Raw genomic sequence first — 14,727 nt, 5'->3', positions numbered from 1 at the left:
CCGTCAGGAGCTGTACGCAGTGAGCACCGTGCCCGCCGAGGTCCTGCCGACCGGCGCGCTCCCCTTCCGGTCGCAGGAAGCCGGGGACGGCGCAGCGCCGCTCGCCCCGCGCGCCCGGCTGCTGCCGGCCATGGCGGCCGTCTACCGCGCGCAGCTCTCGCGCGCCCGCGTGGCCCGCATCCCGCTGCTCTTCGTGGCGACCTTCCAGTCGATCGGGATCATGGTCCTGATGCGCGGGGTCGTCGACGGCGGCTCCGAGGCGCGGGCCGTCGTGGCCGGCTCCACCGTCCTCGTCGTCGCCTTCGTCGCGCTCAACCTGCTCGCCCAGTACTTCGGGCAGCTGCGGGCGAGCGGCGGCCTCGACCACTACGCCACCCTGCCCGTGCCGCCGGCGGCCGTCGTGCTCGGCGCGGCCGGCGCTTACGCCTCCTTCACCGTGCCCGGGACCGTCGTCACCGCCGTCGCCGGGTCCCTGCTCTTCGGGCTGCCCCTCGGTCAGCTGTGGATCCTCGGCGCCGTCGTCCCGCTCGCCGGAGCGGCGCTCGCCGGACTCGGCGCCGCCCTCGGCCTCCTCGCCCCCCGGCAGGAGCTCGCCACGCTCCTCGGCCAGCTCGGCATGTCGGCGGCGCTGCTCCTCGGTGTGCTTCCGGCCGAGCGGCTGCCGGAGCCCATCGGCTGGGCGCGGGACCTGCTGCCGTCGACGTACGGCGTCGAGGCCCTGGCCCGTACCTTCGAGTCCCGCCCGGACTGGGCGGCCGTCGGCTTCGACCTCGCCGTCTGCGGGGCGGTCGGCGTGGTGTCCCTGGCGGTCGCCACCTGGGCCTACCGGCGGGCGGCCGTCCGCTGAGGCGGGCCACAGACACACCTGGCACGATGGCGGGGTGACCGCACCTCTGACTCCGCCTCACCAGCCTCCGCACGACTCCGACTGGCCCCCGCCGCCCCCGCCGCCGCTCGGGCCCGTCGGGGACCCGATCACGGCGGCCGAGGTCCTGCGGGGTGGCGTCGTCGCCGCCGTCTCGACGGCCGCGGGTGCGGTGCTCGGTCTGCTGTGGCTGTGGCTGGCGCCGCGCGTCCTGCTCATCTCGGACGGCAAGGGGGTCTACCTCCGCGACTCCGAGGGCGAGTCGGCGATCGGCGCGGACGGGACCTTCGTGCTCCTCGCGCTGGCCTTCGGGGCGGTCGCCGCGCTCGTCGTGTTCCTGCTGCGCCGTGAGGGCGGGGTGCCGCTGGTGATCGGCCTGGCGCTCGGCGGCGTCCTCGGATCGCTGCTCGCCTGGGGCGTGGGGACGTACTTCGGCCCGACGCGGGACGTGGTCGCCCACGCCAGGGAGGTCGGCCCCGATGTGGTCTTCGACGCGCCCCTCGAACTGAACATGGCGGCTGCCGCCATGCTGGCCTGGCCGCTGGCGGCGATGATCGTCCACCTGGTGCTGACGGCGCTCTTCGGCCCCCGCGACCCGGAGCCGGAGTACTGGGGGCCGCATCAGCCGAACCCCCACCCGCAGCCGCAGTCGAACCCGACGCCGGACCCGCAGCCTCGGTCGAACCCGCAGCCTCAGCCGAACCCGCAGCCTCAGCCGAATCCGCAGCCCGGGCCGAAGTCCCTCTGAGCGTCAGCCGCGGCCGATCGGGGCCACGACCGCCGAGGTGAGGGCCGCCAGGTCGGCGGGGGAGAGCTCCACCTCCAGGCCGCGGCGGCCCGCCGAGATGCAGATCGTCGCGTGGTCCGAGGCCGAGGAGTCGAGGACCGTACGCAGACGCTTGCGCTGGCCCAGCGGGGAGATGCCGCCCCGGACGTACCCCGTCGTGCGCTCCGCGGCGGCCGGGTCGGCCATCGCCGCCCGCTTCCCGCCGACCGCCGAGGCCAGCGCCTTCAGGTCCAGCTGCCCCGCGACCGGGACCACCGCGACCGTCAGCTCGCCGTCGACGTCGGCCACCAGCGTCTTGAAGACCCGGCCGGGGGAGACGCCGAGCGCCTCCGCGGCCTCCTCGCCGTAGGAGGGGGAGGCAGGGTCGTGCTCGTACGCGTGCAGGGTGTACGGGGTGCCGGCCGCGGCCAGCGCGACCGTCGCCGGAGTGCCCCCGCTGTTCTTCTTCTGCTTCTTCGCCACGCGCCTCGCCCTTCCTCAGTTCGGGTTCGTCGGACCCTGCGTCAGGTCGACCGCCGGCAGCGAGGGCAGGTGCCGCAGCACCGCCGTCTCCGCGCGCAGCAGCGCCAGCTCCTCGCGCAGCCGCGTCGCCGTGTCCGGGGCCTGGAGCAGCCGCTGCTTCGCCGGGGTGTCGAGCACCGCGGCCGCCGCGACCAGGTACGACACGACCGACGGGTCGTCCGGCAGCTCGCTCGTCGTCAGCGACCGCTCCCGCGCCCCCGCCAGCCGCTTCTGGTAGTTCCGGAAGGCCCGCAGCACGCCCTCGGAGAGGGTGCCCGCGTCCTCGCCCCGCTCCTCCGGGATCTCCTCGACCTCGGCGACCAGGAACGGGCCGCTCGCGTCGACCGAGAGGAGCTTGACCCGGGTCGTCCCGGTGGCCATGACCTCGAAGCTGCCGTTGGAGCGCTCGCGGATGCTCGCCGCGTCGGCGATGCAGCCGACCCGGTGGAAGGCCTGGATCGGGTCGGCGCCGAAGCCGGCCGCGGGGCCCTTCTCCGGCAGCGCCGTCGGGTCGGGCATCCCGGGAGCCGTGGGCGCGACCTCGCGGCCGTCGCGGATGGCGACGACGGCGAAGCGGCGCGGCTCCGTGTCGTCGATCGTGAGCAGCTCCCGCATCATGGCGCGATAACGCTCCTCGAAGACGTTCAGCGGCAGCACGAGGCCAGGGAACAGCACCGCATTGAGCGGGAAGAGAGGCAGGCGAGCGGTGGTCACGGCGGCAAGCCTAATGGCCGCCGCGACCGGCCCGTCCGGCCCGTCCGTCTCCGGGCCTCCACAGGGGCGTCCGGCCGGCCGACTCGGCCCGCACGACGTCCCGTACGGCGAGGAACCGGCGCAGAGGATCCTCCTGCACGGCGCCCCGCCGCGCACCCCACGGGAAGGAGGTCGCGTGGGGGCCGATCCGGCGGAACTCGTCCAGCGCGTCCGTCCACCGCGCCCGCTCCACCAGCACGTACGCGAGCAGATTGCGCACCTCGGCGGGCCACGGGTCGCCCGCGGGGAAGGCGGCCGACAGCGCGAGCGCCCGGTCGGCCGCCCGGTCGAGCCGCACCGCGGCGGCGGAACGGTCAGGCCTGGGCAGCGACCGGAGCCGGTCGTAGGCCGCGCGGACGGGGAGTGCCCGCACGAGCGAGTCAGGGGCGGCGTCGTCGGCGGCCTGCTCGGCGAAGTCGAAGGCGGCCCGGTGCGAGCCGTACCACTGCGCGGAGAGGTACTTGAGGGCCGCGACGTGGCTGCCGTAGTGGTGCGGGGAGCGGCGCACGGCCTGCTCCCACAGCGTCTCGAAGACGGTGTGTCCGGCGTGCGCCCCGCGCGCGTGGTCGAGGGCGAGCCGCCACGGCACCGGGTCGTGCGGTGCCTCCTCGGTGACCGTCCGGATCAGCGGGTCGAGCTCGCGCAGCCGCTCTGCACGGGCGGGGGACTCCCAGGCCCTGCGGACGGCGAGCTGGGCCGAGACGAGCAGGGCGTCGGGGTCGTGGGGGGCGACGGCGATCCAGTGGGCCAGCCAGTCGCTCCGGTGGTAGGCGAAGGTGGCGAGCCGGGTGACGTACCGGTCGCGGTCCTCCCACTCGGCGCAGTCCCGGGTGGTGGCGAGCAGCTTCGCCGCGGGCTCCGGGTCGGCCAGCGCGGCGGCGACCAGGGCGGGGGCGAGCCGCTCGTCCGGGGCGTCGAGCAGCACGTCGTCGTCCGGCACGAGCCCGGCGGTGAACCGCGGGGTGTGCCGACCCGATCGGACGGCGCCGATCAGGGCGCGGAGGAAGGACATGGTGCGAAGTATTTTCCCACCGGGTCGTGCTGTTTCGCGCCCATCTGCCCAGCCCTTTCACCCCCACCTCACCCGGCCCCCTCACATCGCCGCCGCGGCGCGGCCCCGGGCGCCCGCGCCGCCGCCTTCTCGCGGCCGCCCCACCGCCGTGCCGGAGGCGGTTCCGGCAGGTCAGCCGCGGCGCAGGAGGCGGGTCGCACCGGCCGCCACGGTCGTCGCCAGGATCCAGCCGAGGAGTATGAGCACCGCCGCCGCCCACTGCCAGACGCCCTCCAGGCGCCAGTAGCCGTCCTGCCCGAGGTTGATCACCGGCAGCAGCAGGTCCAGCGCGTACAGCGGCCCGTTCCACTCGGGGGCTTCCTCCCCCTTCAGCGGCACCGGGCGGTAGTGCGAGAAGGCCACGGTGCCCGCCGCCCACAGCACCGCCATCCACAGGGCCGCCCGGCCCGGCCGGTAGCCGTACGCCACCGTCAGGTCCTGGACGTACCCCCACAGCTTCCCTGCCACCGGCAGCGTCTCCCGCCGGCGCCGCTGCTTGGCGAGCAGCACCTCGCGCGCGTCCGCGTCCTCCCCGCTGTTGCGCAGGACCGTCGCCAGCCGCTCGTACGGCTCGGGGGCGTACTCCGGGGTCGCCGCCGCCACCCACTCCAGGCGCCGGGCCAGCGGGAAGTGCCCGTACGGCACGAGGTTCTCGTAGACGAAGCCGCCCATCGCCAGTCCACCGGGCCCCGGCCAGCTGGTCGACAGGTCGATCAGGGTCACGATCCGGGCGCCGTTGAGCACCACCCGCCCCTCCTCCGGGCGCTCGCCGTTGAACCGCAGCTCCGGGGTGGCGATCCGGCGCAGCGACACCTCCTCCCGGCGCGAGCCGTTCAGCAGGAACCGGGCGGAGTGCAGGTCCACCGCGTCACCGAACCGGCCGTCGTCGAGCCGGACGCCGCCGTGGCACTCCACGGGCTTGCGCCGGGTGCCCAGGGCCGGCGTCACGCCGTACGGCGGGGTGGCCGTCGCGCCGCCCGAGTTGCCCAGGCTCTCCGTGTCCTCGTACACCCACGCCGCGTTCAGGTAGAGCGAGCGCTCCACCGTCAGCTGCGGGGCGTTGAGCGCGCGCCGCTGCTGCGCCCCGCGCAGCACGCTGCCGCGCAGGCTGAGCGAGACGCCGACCTTCGCGCCGCGCAGGCTCAGCTCGCCGTGCGTCTCGATCAGCTCGGCCTGGAGGTCCTGGGCCACCACCATCCCGTCCGCCGCGATCGCCCGTCCGCGCAGGTCCGGCCAGACCTGGATCTGGTTGATGAGCAGGTCCGTGCCGATCTGCGCGTCCGTGAGCCGGATGCCGTGGCCCACCCGGCAGCGCGGCAGATGCAGGTCGCCCGTCGTGTGCAGCCGGGCGGCCTCCAGGCGCGGGATCGCGCAGGCGACCATCCGCAGCGTGCCGAACTGGGCCTCGGGGAGCACGACCTCGCCGTCGAACCGGCAGCCGTGCAGCTCCACGTACGGTCCTATCGTCCCGCCCGCCAGGTTCAGCACGCCCGTGATCCGCACGCCGCGCAGCTTCAGCGCGGCCACCCGTCCCGACCTGGCCTGCGGCCCGTCGAGCAGCAGCAGGGCCACCACGTCCGCACGGACGCTCCGCTCGGGGCCCCACTCCCGGGTGCCGAACGGGTCGTCCCGCTCGGCGATCCCCTCCGTCAGATCGCAGGTCCTGCCGATCCGGAACGCCCGCCACACGGCCCGCTCCGGGCCCGTGAGCCCGTCGGGCATCCCGTCGTCGTGCGGCTCGGTCACGCCGCCCCCCTCGCTTTCCACGTCCGCTCCCACGATTTCCCGTGCCGGGATCCGTGGATTCGTACAGCCGTTCTTCCCGCTGAGTGACGGGCTGAACGCTAACGGTCAGCTGTGGCGACAAGACGCCAGTGTGGCGGGTATCAGTCAGTGATTGGCATGTATCAGCTGTTGATACGGGCGATCGTCGTTCTAGGCCGTCTGCGAGAATTGACCCGTGATCTCTCGAATCGATCTGCGCGGTGAGACCCTCCCCGAGGGTTCCGCCCTGCGCGACCTGCTGCCCCGTGCCGAGTTCGACGTGGAAGCCGCCCTGGAGACGGTGCGGCCGATCTGCGAGGACGTCAGGCATCATGGCGCGGCCGCGGTGATCGACTACGGGGAGAAATTCGACCACGTCCGCGTCCCGAGCCTGCGCGTCCCCGCCGAGGCGATCAGCCGCGCCCTCGACGAGCTCGACCCGGCCGTCCGCGCCGCCCTGGAGGAGTCCATCCGGCGCGCCCGGCTCGTCCACCGCGAGCAGCGCCGCACCACCCACACCACCCAGGTCGTCCCCGGCGGCACGGTCACCGAGAAGTGGATCCCGGTCGAGCGCGTCGGTCTGTACGTTCCGGGCGGCCGCGCCGTCTACCCGTCCTCCGTCGTGATGAACGTCGTCCCGGCCCAGGAGGCCGGCGTCGAGGGCCTGGCCGTGGCCTCGCCCCCGCAGAAGGAGTTCGGCGGCCTGCCGCACCCGACGATCCTCGCCGCCTGCGCCCTCCTCGGCGTCGACGAGGTGTACGCGGCCGGCGGCGCCCAGGCCGTCGCCATGTTCGCGTACGGCACCACGGCCACGGACACCGAGCCCGGCTGCGCCCCCGTCAACCTGGTCACCGGCCCCGGCAACATCTACGTCGCTGCCGCCAAGCGCCTCCTCAAGGGCCGCATCGGCATCGACGCCGAGGCCGGACCGACGGAGATCGCGATCCTCGCGGACTCCACCGCCGACCCCGTCCACGTCGCCGCCGACCTCATCAGCCAGGCCGAGCACGACCCCATGGCCGCCTCCGTCCTCGTCACCGACTCGGACGAGCTGGCCGCCGCCACCGAGGCCGAACTGAAGACCCAGGTCGCCGCCTCCAAGCACGTCGACGACCGGATCGTCCCGGCCCTCGCCGGCCGCCAGTCCGCGATCGTCCTCGTCCGCGACCTGGCCGACGGCCTCAAGGTCGTCGACGCGTACGGCGCCGAGCACCTGGAGATCCAGACCGCCGACGCCGCCGCCGTCGCCGACCGCGTCCGCAACGCGGGCGCGATCTTCGTCGGCCCCTGGGCCCCGGTCTCGCTCGGCGACTACTGCGCCGGCTCCAACCACGTCCTCCCCACCGGCGGCTGCGCCTGCCACTCCTCGGGCCTCTCCGTGCAGTCCTTCCTGCGCGGCGTGCACATCGTGGACTACACGCGCGACGCCCTCGCCGACGTCGCCCACCACGTGGTGACGCTCGCCGAGGCCGAGGACCTGCCCGCGCACGGCGCGGCGATCAAGGCCAGGTTCGGATGGAAGGTTCCCGAGAGCAAGTGACCTCGAACGACGCCCTCCGCATCGACGACCTGCCCGTCCGCGACGAGCTGCGCGGCAAGTCCCCTTACGGCGCGCCCCAGCTCGACGTCCCCGTCCAGCTGAACACCAACGAGAACCCGTACCCGCTGCCCGAGCCCCTGGTGGCCCGGATCGCGGAGCGGGTCGCCGAGGCCGCCCGCGGCCTCAACCGCTACCCCGACCGCGACGCGGTCGAGCTGCGCACCGAGCTCGCCGCCTACCTCACCCGGACCGGCAAGCACCGCGTCGGCGTCGAGAACGTGTGGGCGGCCAACGGCTCCAACGAGGTCCTCCAGCAGCTCCTGCAGACCTTCGGCGGCCCCGGCCGTACCGCGATCGGCTTCGAGCCCTCGTACTCGATGCACGCCCTGATCGCCCGCGGCACCGGCACGGGCTGGATCTCCGGCCCGCGCAACGAGGACTTCACGATCGACGTGGCGGCGGCCGCCCAGGCCATCGCGGAGAACACGCCGGACGTCGTCTTCATCACCTCTCCCAACAACCCCACCGGCACCGCGGTCGAGGCCGACACCGTCCTCGCCCTGTACGAGGCGGCCCAGGCGGCCAAGCCCTCGATGGTGGTCGTGGACGAGGCGTACGTGGAGTTCAGCCACCGCGACTCGCTGCTGCCGCTCCTCGAAGGCCGGCCGAACCTGGTGGTCTCCCGGACCATGTCCAAGGCGTTCGGCGCCGCCGGGCTGCGCCTCGGCTACCTCGCCGCGCACCCGGCCGTCGTCGACGCCGTCCAGCTGGTCCGCCTGCCGTACCACCTCTCCGCCGTCACCCAGGCCACCGCGCTCGCCGCCCTGGAGCACACCGACACCCTCCTCGGGTACGTCGAGCAGCTCAAGGTCGAGCGCGACCGGCTCGTCACCGAGCTGCGTGCCCTCGGGTGCGAGGTCACCGAGTCCGACGCCAACTTCGTGCAGTTCGGCAGGTTCGCCGACACGCACGGGGCCTGGCAGCGGATCCTCGACCGGGGCGTCCTGGTCCGGGACAACGGCGTACCGGGCTGGCTGCGGGTCACCGCGGGCACCCCCGAAGAGAACGACGCGTTCCTCGACGCGGTCCGTGAACTGATGAAGGAGCAGAAGCGATGAGCCGCGTAGGCCGCGTTGAGCGCACCACCAAGGAGACGTCCGTCGTCGTCGAGATCGACCTCGACGGCACCGGAAAGGTCGACGTGTCGACCGGGGTCGGCTTCTACGACCACATGCTCGACCAGCTCGGCCGCCACGGCCTCTTCGACCTGACGGTCAAGACCGACGGCGACCTGCACATCGACTCGCACCACACCATCGAGGACACCGCCCTCGCCCTCGGCGCCGCCTTCAAGCAGGCCCTCGGCGACAAGGTCGGCATCTACCGCTTCGGCAACTGCACCGTCCCGCTGGACGAGTCGCTCGCCCAGGTGACGGTCGACCTCTCCGGCCGCCCCTACCTCGTGCACACCGAGCCCGAGAACATGGCGCCGATGATCGGCTCGTACGACACGACGATGACCCGGCACATCTTCGAGTCCTTCGTCGCCCAGGCCCAGATCGCGCTGCACATCCACGTCCCGTACGGGCGCAACGCCCACCACATCGTGGAGTGCCAGTTCAAGGCCTTCGCCCGCGCCCTGCGCTACGCCTCCGAGCGCGACCCGCGCGCCGCCGGAATCCTCCCCTCCACGAAGGGCGCGCTCTGACCGTGAACGGCCTCTCCACCATCCTCATCGTCGTCGGGCTCTTCCTGCTCGGCGGCATCTACTCCTTCGTCAAGCAGCAGATGCCCAAGGGCGTCATCGTGCTCGTCGCCATCGGCGCCGCCATGTCCCTCGGCGCCGGCGTCCTGCGGCTGGACGTGTGGTCATGACCGTGACCGGCAGCCCCAAGAAGGTCGTCGTCTTCGACTACGGCTTCGGAAACGTCCGCTCCGCCGAGCGCGCGCTCGCCCGGGTCGGCGCCGACGTCGAGATCACCCGCGACTACGACAAGGCCATGAACGCCGACGGACTCCTCGTCCCCGGCGTCGGCGCCTTCTCCGCCTGCATGAGCGGACTCAAGGACGCCCGTGGCGAGTGGATCATCGGTCGCCGGCTCTCCGGCGGGCGTCCCGTCATGGGCATCTGCGTCGGCATGCAGATCCTCTTCGCCCAGGGCATCGAGCACGGCGTGGAGACCGAGGGCCTGGACGAGTGGCCCGGTACGGTCGAGCCGTTGAACGCCCCCGTCGTGCCCCACATGGGCTGGAACACGGTGGACGCGCCCGAGGGCAGCGAGCTCTTCGCCGGCCTCGACGCCGACGCCCGGTACTACTTCGTGCACTCCTACGCGGTGCGCGAGTGGACCCTGGAGGTCGGCAACAAGAACATGCGCGCCCCCAAGGTCACCTGGGCCACCCACGGCGAGCCGTTCGTCGCGGCCGTCGAGAACGGCGCCCTGTGGGCGACCCAGTTCCACCCCGAGAAGTCCGGCGACGCCGGAGCCCAGCTCCTCACCAACTGGATCGGAACCCTGTGAGCACTCTCGAACTCCTCCCCGCCGTCGACGTCCGTGACGGCCAGGCCGTCCGCCTCGTGCACGGCGAGTCCGGCAGCGAGACCTCCTACGGCTCCCCGCTCGAAGCGGCCCTCGCCTGGCAGCGCTCCGGCGCCGAGTGGCTGCACCTCGTCGACCTCGACGCCGCCTTCGGCACCGGTGACAACCGGCAGCTGATCGCCGAGGTCGCCGGGGCCATGGACATCAAGGTCGAGCTCTCCGGCGGCATCCGCGACGACGCCTCCCTCGCGGCGGCCCTCGCCACCGGCTGCACCCGCGTCAACCTCGGCACCGCCGCGCTGGAGACCCCCGAGTGGGTCGCCAAGGTCATCGCCGAGTTCGGCGACAAGATCGCCGTCGGCCTCGACGTGCGCGGCACGACCCTGCGCGGCCGCGGCTGGACCCGCGACGGCGGCGACCTGTACGAGACGCTCGCCCGCCTCGACGCCGAGGGCTGCGCCCGCTACGTCGTCACCGACATCGCCAAGGACGGCACGCTCCAGGGCCCCAACCTGGAGCTCCTGAAGAACGTCTGCGCGGCCACCGACAAGCCCGTCGTCGCCTCCGGCGGCGTCTCGTCCCTGGACGACCTGCGGGCCATCTCGGAGCTCGTCCCGCTCGGCGTCGAGGGCGCGATCGTCGGCAAGGCGCTCTACGCCAAGGCCTTCACCCTCGAAGAGGCGCTCGCGACGGTGGCCGCCGTATGACCGACTCCGTACGCAAGGTCGTCACCGGCGCTCCCTGGGAGGAGCAGTTCGGCTACTCCCGCGCGGTGGAGCTGCCCAACGGCACGGTCCTGGTCGCCGGCTGCACCTCGGTCGTCGACGGCCAGATCGCCGACGGCGGTCCGTACGACCAGACGGTCAACTCCTTCGAGGTGGCCTTCGCCGCGCTCAAGCAGCTCGGCCTGGGCGTGCAGGACGTCGTGCGGACGCGGATGTACATCACCCACGCCCGCGACGTGGACGAGGTCGGCCGCGCCCACAAGGAGCTGTTCGACGCCGTCCGCCCCGCCGCCTCGATGATCATCGTCTCCGGCTTCGTCGACCCGCGCCTGGTCGTCGAGGTGGAGGTCGAGGCCTACCGGACGGAGGAGTCCGCATGAGCCTCGCCGTACGCGTGATCCCCTGCCTGGACGTGGACAACGGCCGGGTCGTCAAGGGCGTCAACTTCCAGAACCTCCGCGACGCGGGCGACCCCGTCGAGATGGCCAAGCTGTACGACGCCGAGGGCGCCGACGAGCTGACCTTCCTCGACATCACCGCCTCCTCCGGCAACCGGGAGACCACCTACGACGTGGTGCGCCGCACCGCCGAGCAGGTCTTCATCCCGCTCACCGTGGGCGGCGGGGTCCGCACGGCGGAGGACGTCGACAAGCTGCTGCGGGCCGGGGCCGACAAGGTGGGCGTCAACACCGCCGCCATCGAGCGCCCCGAGCTGATCCAGGAGATCGCGGAGCGCTTCGGCCGCCAGGTGCTCGTCCTCTCGGTCGACGCCCGGCGTACCGCCTCCGGCTCCTTCGAGGTGACGACGCACGGCGGCCGCAAGGGCACCGGCATCGACGCCGTCGAGTGGGCGCACCGGGCCGCCGAGCTCGGCGCGGGGGAGATCCTCCTCAACTCGATGGACGCCGACGGCACGAAGGACGGCTACGACACCGAGATGATCGCGGCCGTGCGCAAGCACGTCACGGTCCCGGTGATCGCCTCCGGCGGCGCCGGCAAGCTGGCCGACTTCCCGCCGGCCGTCGCGGCGGGCGCGGACGCGGTGCTCGCGGCTTCCGTCTTCCACTTCGGCGACCTGCGGATCTCGCAGGTCAAGGACGCGCTGCGGGAGGCGGGCCACCCGGTCCGCTGAGCCGTTTGCCGGAAGGGGCTCCCTCGGGAGCCCCTTCCGCTTCTCCAGATGTGCAGGATTATTTGCGCAATATTCATTGCGCAAGTTTTCCTTCGTATCTAGGGTCGGGTGTCATGACCTCGCAGGAGAACCGTCGGATCACCGACCTCGGCACCCTCAAGGCCATCTCGCACCCGCTGCGGATGCGCCTCTACCGGGCCCTCTTCGTGGCCCGCACGGCCACGGCCTCCCAGCTCGCCGACCAGCTCGACGAGGCCGTCTCGCTCGTCAGCTACCACCTGCGCAAGCTCGCCGACCACGGCCTCATCGAGGAGGCCCAGAGCCGGTCGACGGACGGCAGGGAGCGGTGGTGGCAGCCTGCCTCGTACGGCATCAGCGTCCAGGAGGAGGACGTCCGGAGCACGCCCGAGCTCGTCGCCGCGAGCGTCGCCTTCGGCCGCACCATCAACGAGCAGCGCGTCGAGCTCCACCGCCGCTTCCTCGACGAGCGGCTCACCTGGTCCGGCGAATGGCGCACCGCCGCCGTCAGCTCCGAGTGGCTGCCCCGCCTCACCGCCGCCGAACTCACCGCCCTCGGAGCGGAACTCGAAGCCGTCCTGAAGAAGTACGACCAGGCTGCCCGCGCCGCGGAAGCGGCCGGCGAGACCGAGGGCCGCGAGAACATCGCCGTCCACCTCCACGCGTTCCCCTACCGCTCATGACGGCCACCCAGCTCGCGCCCGTCGAGCGGCCCGCCTACCGCGACCCCAACGTGCTGCGCTGGCTCGGCGCCTACACCGCCTCCACCACCGGCGACATGGTCTACCACCTGGCCCTCTCCTGGGCCGCCGTCCAGAGCGGAACCCCCGCGCAGGCCGGAATCGTGCTCGCCCTCAGCGCCGTGATGCGCGCCCTGCTGATGCTCTTCGGGGGAGTCGTCGCCGACCGGTTCGGACCCCGCCGGGTCGTCATCTCCTCCGACGCCGTCCGCTGTGTCGTCGTCCTCGGCGTCGCCGCCCTGCTCGCGCTCTCCACCCCTGGGCTCTGGGCCCTCGCCGCCATCGCGCTCGTCTTCGGAGCCGTGGACGCCCTGTTCATGCCCGCCGTCGGCGCCCTGCCGCCGCGGATCGCCCCCTCCGCCCAGCTCGGCAGGGTCCAGGGCATGCGGGGGCTCTCGTACCGGATATCGGTCCTCGTCGGCGCCCCGCTCGGCGGGCTCGCGGTCGCCTCCGGCGGGCCGGCCGCTGCGTTCGGCGCGGCCGGTCTGCTCTTCGCCTTCTCGCTGCCCCTGCTCCTGGCGCTCCGCCTCTCGCCGCTGCCCTCCGACGGCGAGCCCCGGGAGAAGACCACCGCCCTGCGGGACCTGACCGACGGCCTGCGCTACCTCCGCGGACACCGCGTCCTCGGCCCGCTGGTCGTCGTCATCGCCCTCAGCGACCTCGGCTTCGTCGGCCCCCTCAACGTCGGCCTCGCGCTCCTCTCCGACGCACGCGGCTGGGGCGCCGCCGGCATCGGCTGGATCCTGGCCGGATTCGGTACGGGAGCGGGGGCCGCCTCCCTGCTCCTGACCGTACGGGGCCGCATCCCGCGCGCCGGGCGCGTGCTCTCCTGGACCATCGCCCTCGGCGCGGTCTCGATCGGCGCCCTCGCGTACGTGCCGAAGCTGCCCGTCACCGTGGCCGTGGCGGTCACGGTCGGCCTGCTCGCCGGACTCAGCGGCGCCCTGTGCGGAGCACTCACCCAGACCGAGTGCGACCCCGCCTACCTGGGCCGGGTCACCTCGGTCACCACCTTCTTCAGCCTCGGTATCGCCCCGCTGAGCTTCCCGCTCGTCGGCGCGGCCGTCGGAGCCTGGGGCCCCGCGCCCGTCTTCACCGCCTGCGCCGCCGTCTGCGCCCTCGGCGGGATCTACGGCCTGTCCGTGAAGGCCCTGCGCCGCGCCGAACTGCCCCGAAGCTGACCGCCCAGACCGAGATCCCCAGCTGCTTCGTCTCTCCCGCAGCCGGGAGACTAGATCCCCAGCTGCTTCGTCTCCCGCAGCCGCTCGATCGCGTCCGGCTCGCCCTCCAGAGCCACCTTGGCGGAGTCCTGGCGCCCGTACAGGTACATCAGCAGTTCGCCCGGCTCCCCGGAGGCCGTCACCACCGGGGTGCCGCGGTGGGCCACCGCCGTCTGGCCGTTCGGGCGGCGCAGCACCAGGCCCACCGGGGCCTTCCGGCCCATCAGCCGGGCCGCCCGCTCCAGGCGGGACCAGAGGACGTCCGCGAAGACCGGGTCGAGCTCGCGCGCCGACCACTCGGGCTGGGCACGCCGCACGTCCTCCGTGTGGACGTAGAACTCGACGACGTTCGCACCCTCGTCCACCTGCTTGATCGTGAACGGCGAGAACCGCGGCGGCCCCGTACGGATCAGCCGGATCAGCTCCTCGTACGGCTTCTCGGCGAACTCCGCCGTCACCCGGTCCATCCGCTCCTTCAGCACCGGTACGACCGCACCCGCCGCCGCGTCCGGCCGCCGCTCGCGCACCACCACGTGGGCCGCGAGGTCCCGGGTCCGCCAGCCCTCGCAGAGCGTCGGGGCGTCAGGACCCGCCGCCTCCAACAGATCGGCGAGCAGAAGCCGTTCACGTTTCGCATGTGTCGACATGCCCGCCAGCGTACGACCGGGGCCTCCGGTCCGCCCAGTGGACACCGCGCCGGACACCGCCTCCGCGCGCGGCACAATGGCCCCATGAGCAGCAATCTCGACCCGGCCGTCGCCTCCCGCCTCAAGCGCAGCCCCGACGGGCTCGTGCCCGCCATCGCCCAGCAGTACGACACCGGCGAGGTGCTGATGCTCGGCTGGATGGACGACGAGGCCCTCCACCGCACCCTCACCACCGGCCGCGCCACCTACTGGTCCCGCAGCCGCAACGAGTACTGGGTCAAGGGCGACACCTCCGGGCACGTCCAGCACGTCAAGGCCGTCGCCCTCGACTGCGACGCCGACACCGTCCTCGTCAAGGTCGACCAGGTCGGAGCCGCCTGCCACACCGGCGACCGCACCTGCTTCGACGCCGACGTGCTCCCGCTCTCCCAGTAAGGTCTGGCG

The 14,727-nt window shown here is 73.2% G+C and carries 18 protein-coding genes; 13 read left to right on the top strand and 5 right to left on the bottom strand.

The window, feature by feature from the left end; genetic code table 11:
• The first annotated feature begins 19 nt into the window (after positions 1-19).
• Together IE124_RS07325 and IE124_RS07320 are read left to right on the top strand one after the other, a co-directional pair.
• Positions 20-847: an ABC transporter permease gene (locus IE124_RS07325; protein ID WP_189505984.1), complete on the top strand. Its 828-nt coding sequence runs from the start codon at positions 20-22 to the stop codon at positions 845-847.
• 34 nt (positions 848-881) lie between these two features.
• Positions 882-1,613, top strand: a complete 732-nt coding sequence (locus tag IE124_RS07320; RefSeq protein WP_229832240.1) for a DUF2567 domain-containing protein — start codon at positions 882-884, stop codon at positions 1,611-1,613.
• A 3-nt stretch (positions 1,614-1,616) separates the two neighbouring features.
• Here IE124_RS07320 and ybaK read toward each other — a convergent pair whose 3' ends face one another.
• The 4 genes from ybaK to IE124_RS07300 form a co-directional block, all read right to left on the bottom strand.
• Positions 1,617-2,114, bottom strand: a complete 498-nt coding sequence (gene ybaK, locus IE124_RS07315; protein ID WP_189505982.1) for a Cys-tRNA(Pro) deacylase — start codon at positions 2,112-2,114, stop codon at positions 1,617-1,619.
• A gap of 15 nt (positions 2,115-2,129) precedes the next feature.
• Complete coding sequence (locus IE124_RS07310; RefSeq protein WP_189505981.1) at positions 2,130-2,867, bottom strand: LON peptidase substrate-binding domain-containing protein; 738 nt, start codon at positions 2,865-2,867, stop codon at positions 2,130-2,132.
• Between the two features lie 10 nt (positions 2,868-2,877).
• Entirely contained in the window at positions 2,878-3,918 is a 1,041-nt protein-coding gene (locus IE124_RS07305) for a hypothetical protein (protein ID WP_189505980.1), read from the bottom strand.
• A gap of 171 nt (positions 3,919-4,089) precedes the next feature.
• The gene (locus IE124_RS07300) at positions 4,090-5,703 is read right to left on the bottom strand and encodes an oxidoreductase (protein ID WP_189505979.1); all 1,614 of its coding nucleotides are present in this window, start codon (positions 5,701-5,703) and stop codon (positions 4,090-4,092) included.
• Positions 5,704-5,917: 214 nt separating this feature from the next.
• Here IE124_RS07300 and hisD point away from each other — a divergent pair, with 214 nt between their 5' ends.
• The 10 genes from hisD (at position 5,918) to IE124_RS07250 (ending at position 13,597) form a co-directional block, all read left to right on the top strand.
• On the top strand, positions 5,918-7,261 hold the full coding sequence (gene hisD, locus IE124_RS07295) for a histidinol dehydrogenase (RefSeq protein ID WP_189505978.1): 1,344 nt from the start codon (positions 5,918-5,920) through the stop codon (positions 7,259-7,261).
• Positions 7,258-8,379, top strand: a complete 1,122-nt coding sequence (locus IE124_RS07290) for a histidinol-phosphate transaminase (RefSeq protein WP_229832238.1) — start codon at positions 7,258-7,260, stop codon at positions 8,377-8,379. The genes hisD and IE124_RS07290 overlap by 4 nt, the downstream gene beginning before the upstream one ends.
• A complete protein-coding gene (gene hisB / locus IE124_RS07285) occupies positions 8,376-8,969 on the top strand; it encodes an imidazoleglycerol-phosphate dehydratase HisB (RefSeq protein ID WP_015032911.1) in 594 nt (197 codons plus the stop codon). Before IE124_RS07290 ends, hisB begins: the two co-directional genes overlap by 4 nt.
• Positions 8,970-8,971: 2 nt before the next feature.
• On the top strand, positions 8,972-9,136 hold the full coding sequence (locus IE124_RS07280; RefSeq protein ID WP_189505976.1) for a CG2302 family histidine operon protein: 165 nt from the start codon (positions 8,972-8,974) through the stop codon (positions 9,134-9,136).
• Complete coding sequence (hisH, locus tag IE124_RS07275) at positions 9,133-9,783, top strand: imidazole glycerol phosphate synthase subunit HisH (RefSeq protein ID WP_189505974.1); 651 nt, start codon at positions 9,133-9,135, stop codon at positions 9,781-9,783. The genes IE124_RS07280 and hisH overlap by 4 nt, the downstream gene beginning before the upstream one ends.
• Positions 9,780-10,508 (top strand): bifunctional 1-(5-phosphoribosyl)-5-((5-phosphoribosylamino)methylideneamino)imidazole-4-carboxamide isomerase/phosphoribosylanthranilate isomerase PriA, encoded by a 729-nt coding sequence (gene priA / locus IE124_RS07270; protein ID WP_189505972.1) that lies wholly within the window; start codon positions 9,780-9,782, stop codon positions 10,506-10,508. Before hisH ends, priA begins: the two co-directional genes overlap by 4 nt.
• Positions 10,505-10,906 carry a RidA family protein gene (locus IE124_RS07265; RefSeq protein WP_189505970.1) on the top strand — a complete coding sequence of 134 codons (402 nt, stop codon included), beginning with the start codon at positions 10,505-10,507 and terminating at the stop codon, positions 10,904-10,906. Before priA ends, IE124_RS07265 begins: the two co-directional genes overlap by 4 nt.
• Entirely contained in the window at positions 10,903-11,658 is a 756-nt protein-coding gene (gene hisF / locus IE124_RS07260; RefSeq protein ID WP_189505968.1) for an imidazole glycerol phosphate synthase subunit HisF, read from the top strand. Before IE124_RS07265 ends, hisF begins: the two co-directional genes overlap by 4 nt.
• A 113-nt stretch (positions 11,659-11,771) precedes the next feature.
• On the top strand, positions 11,772-12,359 hold the full coding sequence (locus tag IE124_RS07255) for an ArsR/SmtB family transcription factor (protein WP_189505966.1): 588 nt from the start codon (positions 11,772-11,774) through the stop codon (positions 12,357-12,359).
• Positions 12,356-13,597: an MFS transporter gene (locus IE124_RS07250; RefSeq protein WP_189505964.1), complete on the top strand. Its 1,242-nt coding sequence runs from the start codon at positions 12,356-12,358 to the stop codon at positions 13,595-13,597. The genes IE124_RS07255 and IE124_RS07250 overlap by 4 nt, the downstream gene beginning before the upstream one ends.
• Before the next feature lie 50 nt (positions 13,598-13,647).
• Here the strand turns inward: IE124_RS07250 and IE124_RS07245 are convergent, their stop codons facing one another.
• Positions 13,648-14,283 (bottom strand): TIGR03085 family metal-binding protein, encoded by a 636-nt coding sequence (locus tag IE124_RS07245; RefSeq protein ID WP_189505962.1) that lies wholly within the window; start codon positions 14,281-14,283, stop codon positions 13,648-13,650.
• Positions 14,284-14,367: 84 nt separating this feature from the next.
• On the opposite strand from IE124_RS07245, the gene hisI reads away from it, so the two are divergent.
• Positions 14,368-14,718, top strand: a complete 351-nt coding sequence (gene hisI, locus IE124_RS07240; RefSeq protein ID WP_189505960.1) for a phosphoribosyl-AMP cyclohydrolase — start codon at positions 14,368-14,370, stop codon at positions 14,716-14,718.
• Positions 14,719-14,727 lie beyond the last annotated feature (9 nt).

The organism is Streptomyces narbonensis, assembly GCF_014649015.1.
GTDB classification, from domain to species: domain Bacteria; phylum Actinomycetota; class Actinomycetes; order Streptomycetales; family Streptomycetaceae; genus Streptomyces; species Streptomyces narbonensis.
This window is presented reverse-complemented; position numbering and strand designations above follow the sequence as displayed.

Excerpts from the sequence above, each read along its gene's own strand:
- IE124_RS07305 (WP_189505980.1), bottom strand. The coding sequence starts at position 3,918 with ATGTCCTTCCTCCGCGCCCTGATCGGCGCCGTCCGATCGGGTCGGCAC.
- hisB (WP_015032911.1), top strand. The coding sequence starts at position 8,376 with ATGAGCCGCGTAGGCCGCGTTGAGCGCACCACCAAGGAGACGTCCGTC.
- hisH (WP_189505974.1), top strand. The coding sequence starts at position 9,133 with ATGACCGTGACCGGCAGCCCCAAGAAGGTCGTCGTCTTCGACTACGGC.
- IE124_RS07265 (WP_189505970.1), top strand. The coding sequence starts at position 10,505 with ATGACCGACTCCGTACGCAAGGTCGTCACCGGCGCTCCCTGGGAGGAG.
- hisF (WP_189505968.1), top strand. The coding sequence starts at position 10,903 with ATGAGCCTCGCCGTACGCGTGATCCCCTGCCTGGACGTGGACAACGGC.
- IE124_RS07255 (WP_189505966.1), top strand. The coding sequence starts at position 11,772 with ATGACCTCGCAGGAGAACCGTCGGATCACCGACCTCGGCACCCTCAAG.
- IE124_RS07250 (WP_189505964.1), top strand. The coding sequence starts at position 12,356 with ATGACGGCCACCCAGCTCGCGCCCGTCGAGCGGCCCGCCTACCGCGAC.
- IE124_RS07245 (WP_189505962.1), bottom strand. The coding sequence starts at position 14,283 with ATGTCGACACATGCGAAACGTGAACGGCTTCTGCTCGCCGATCTGTTG.
- hisI (WP_189505960.1), top strand. The coding sequence starts at position 14,368 with ATGAGCAGCAATCTCGACCCGGCCGTCGCCTCCCGCCTCAAGCGCAGC.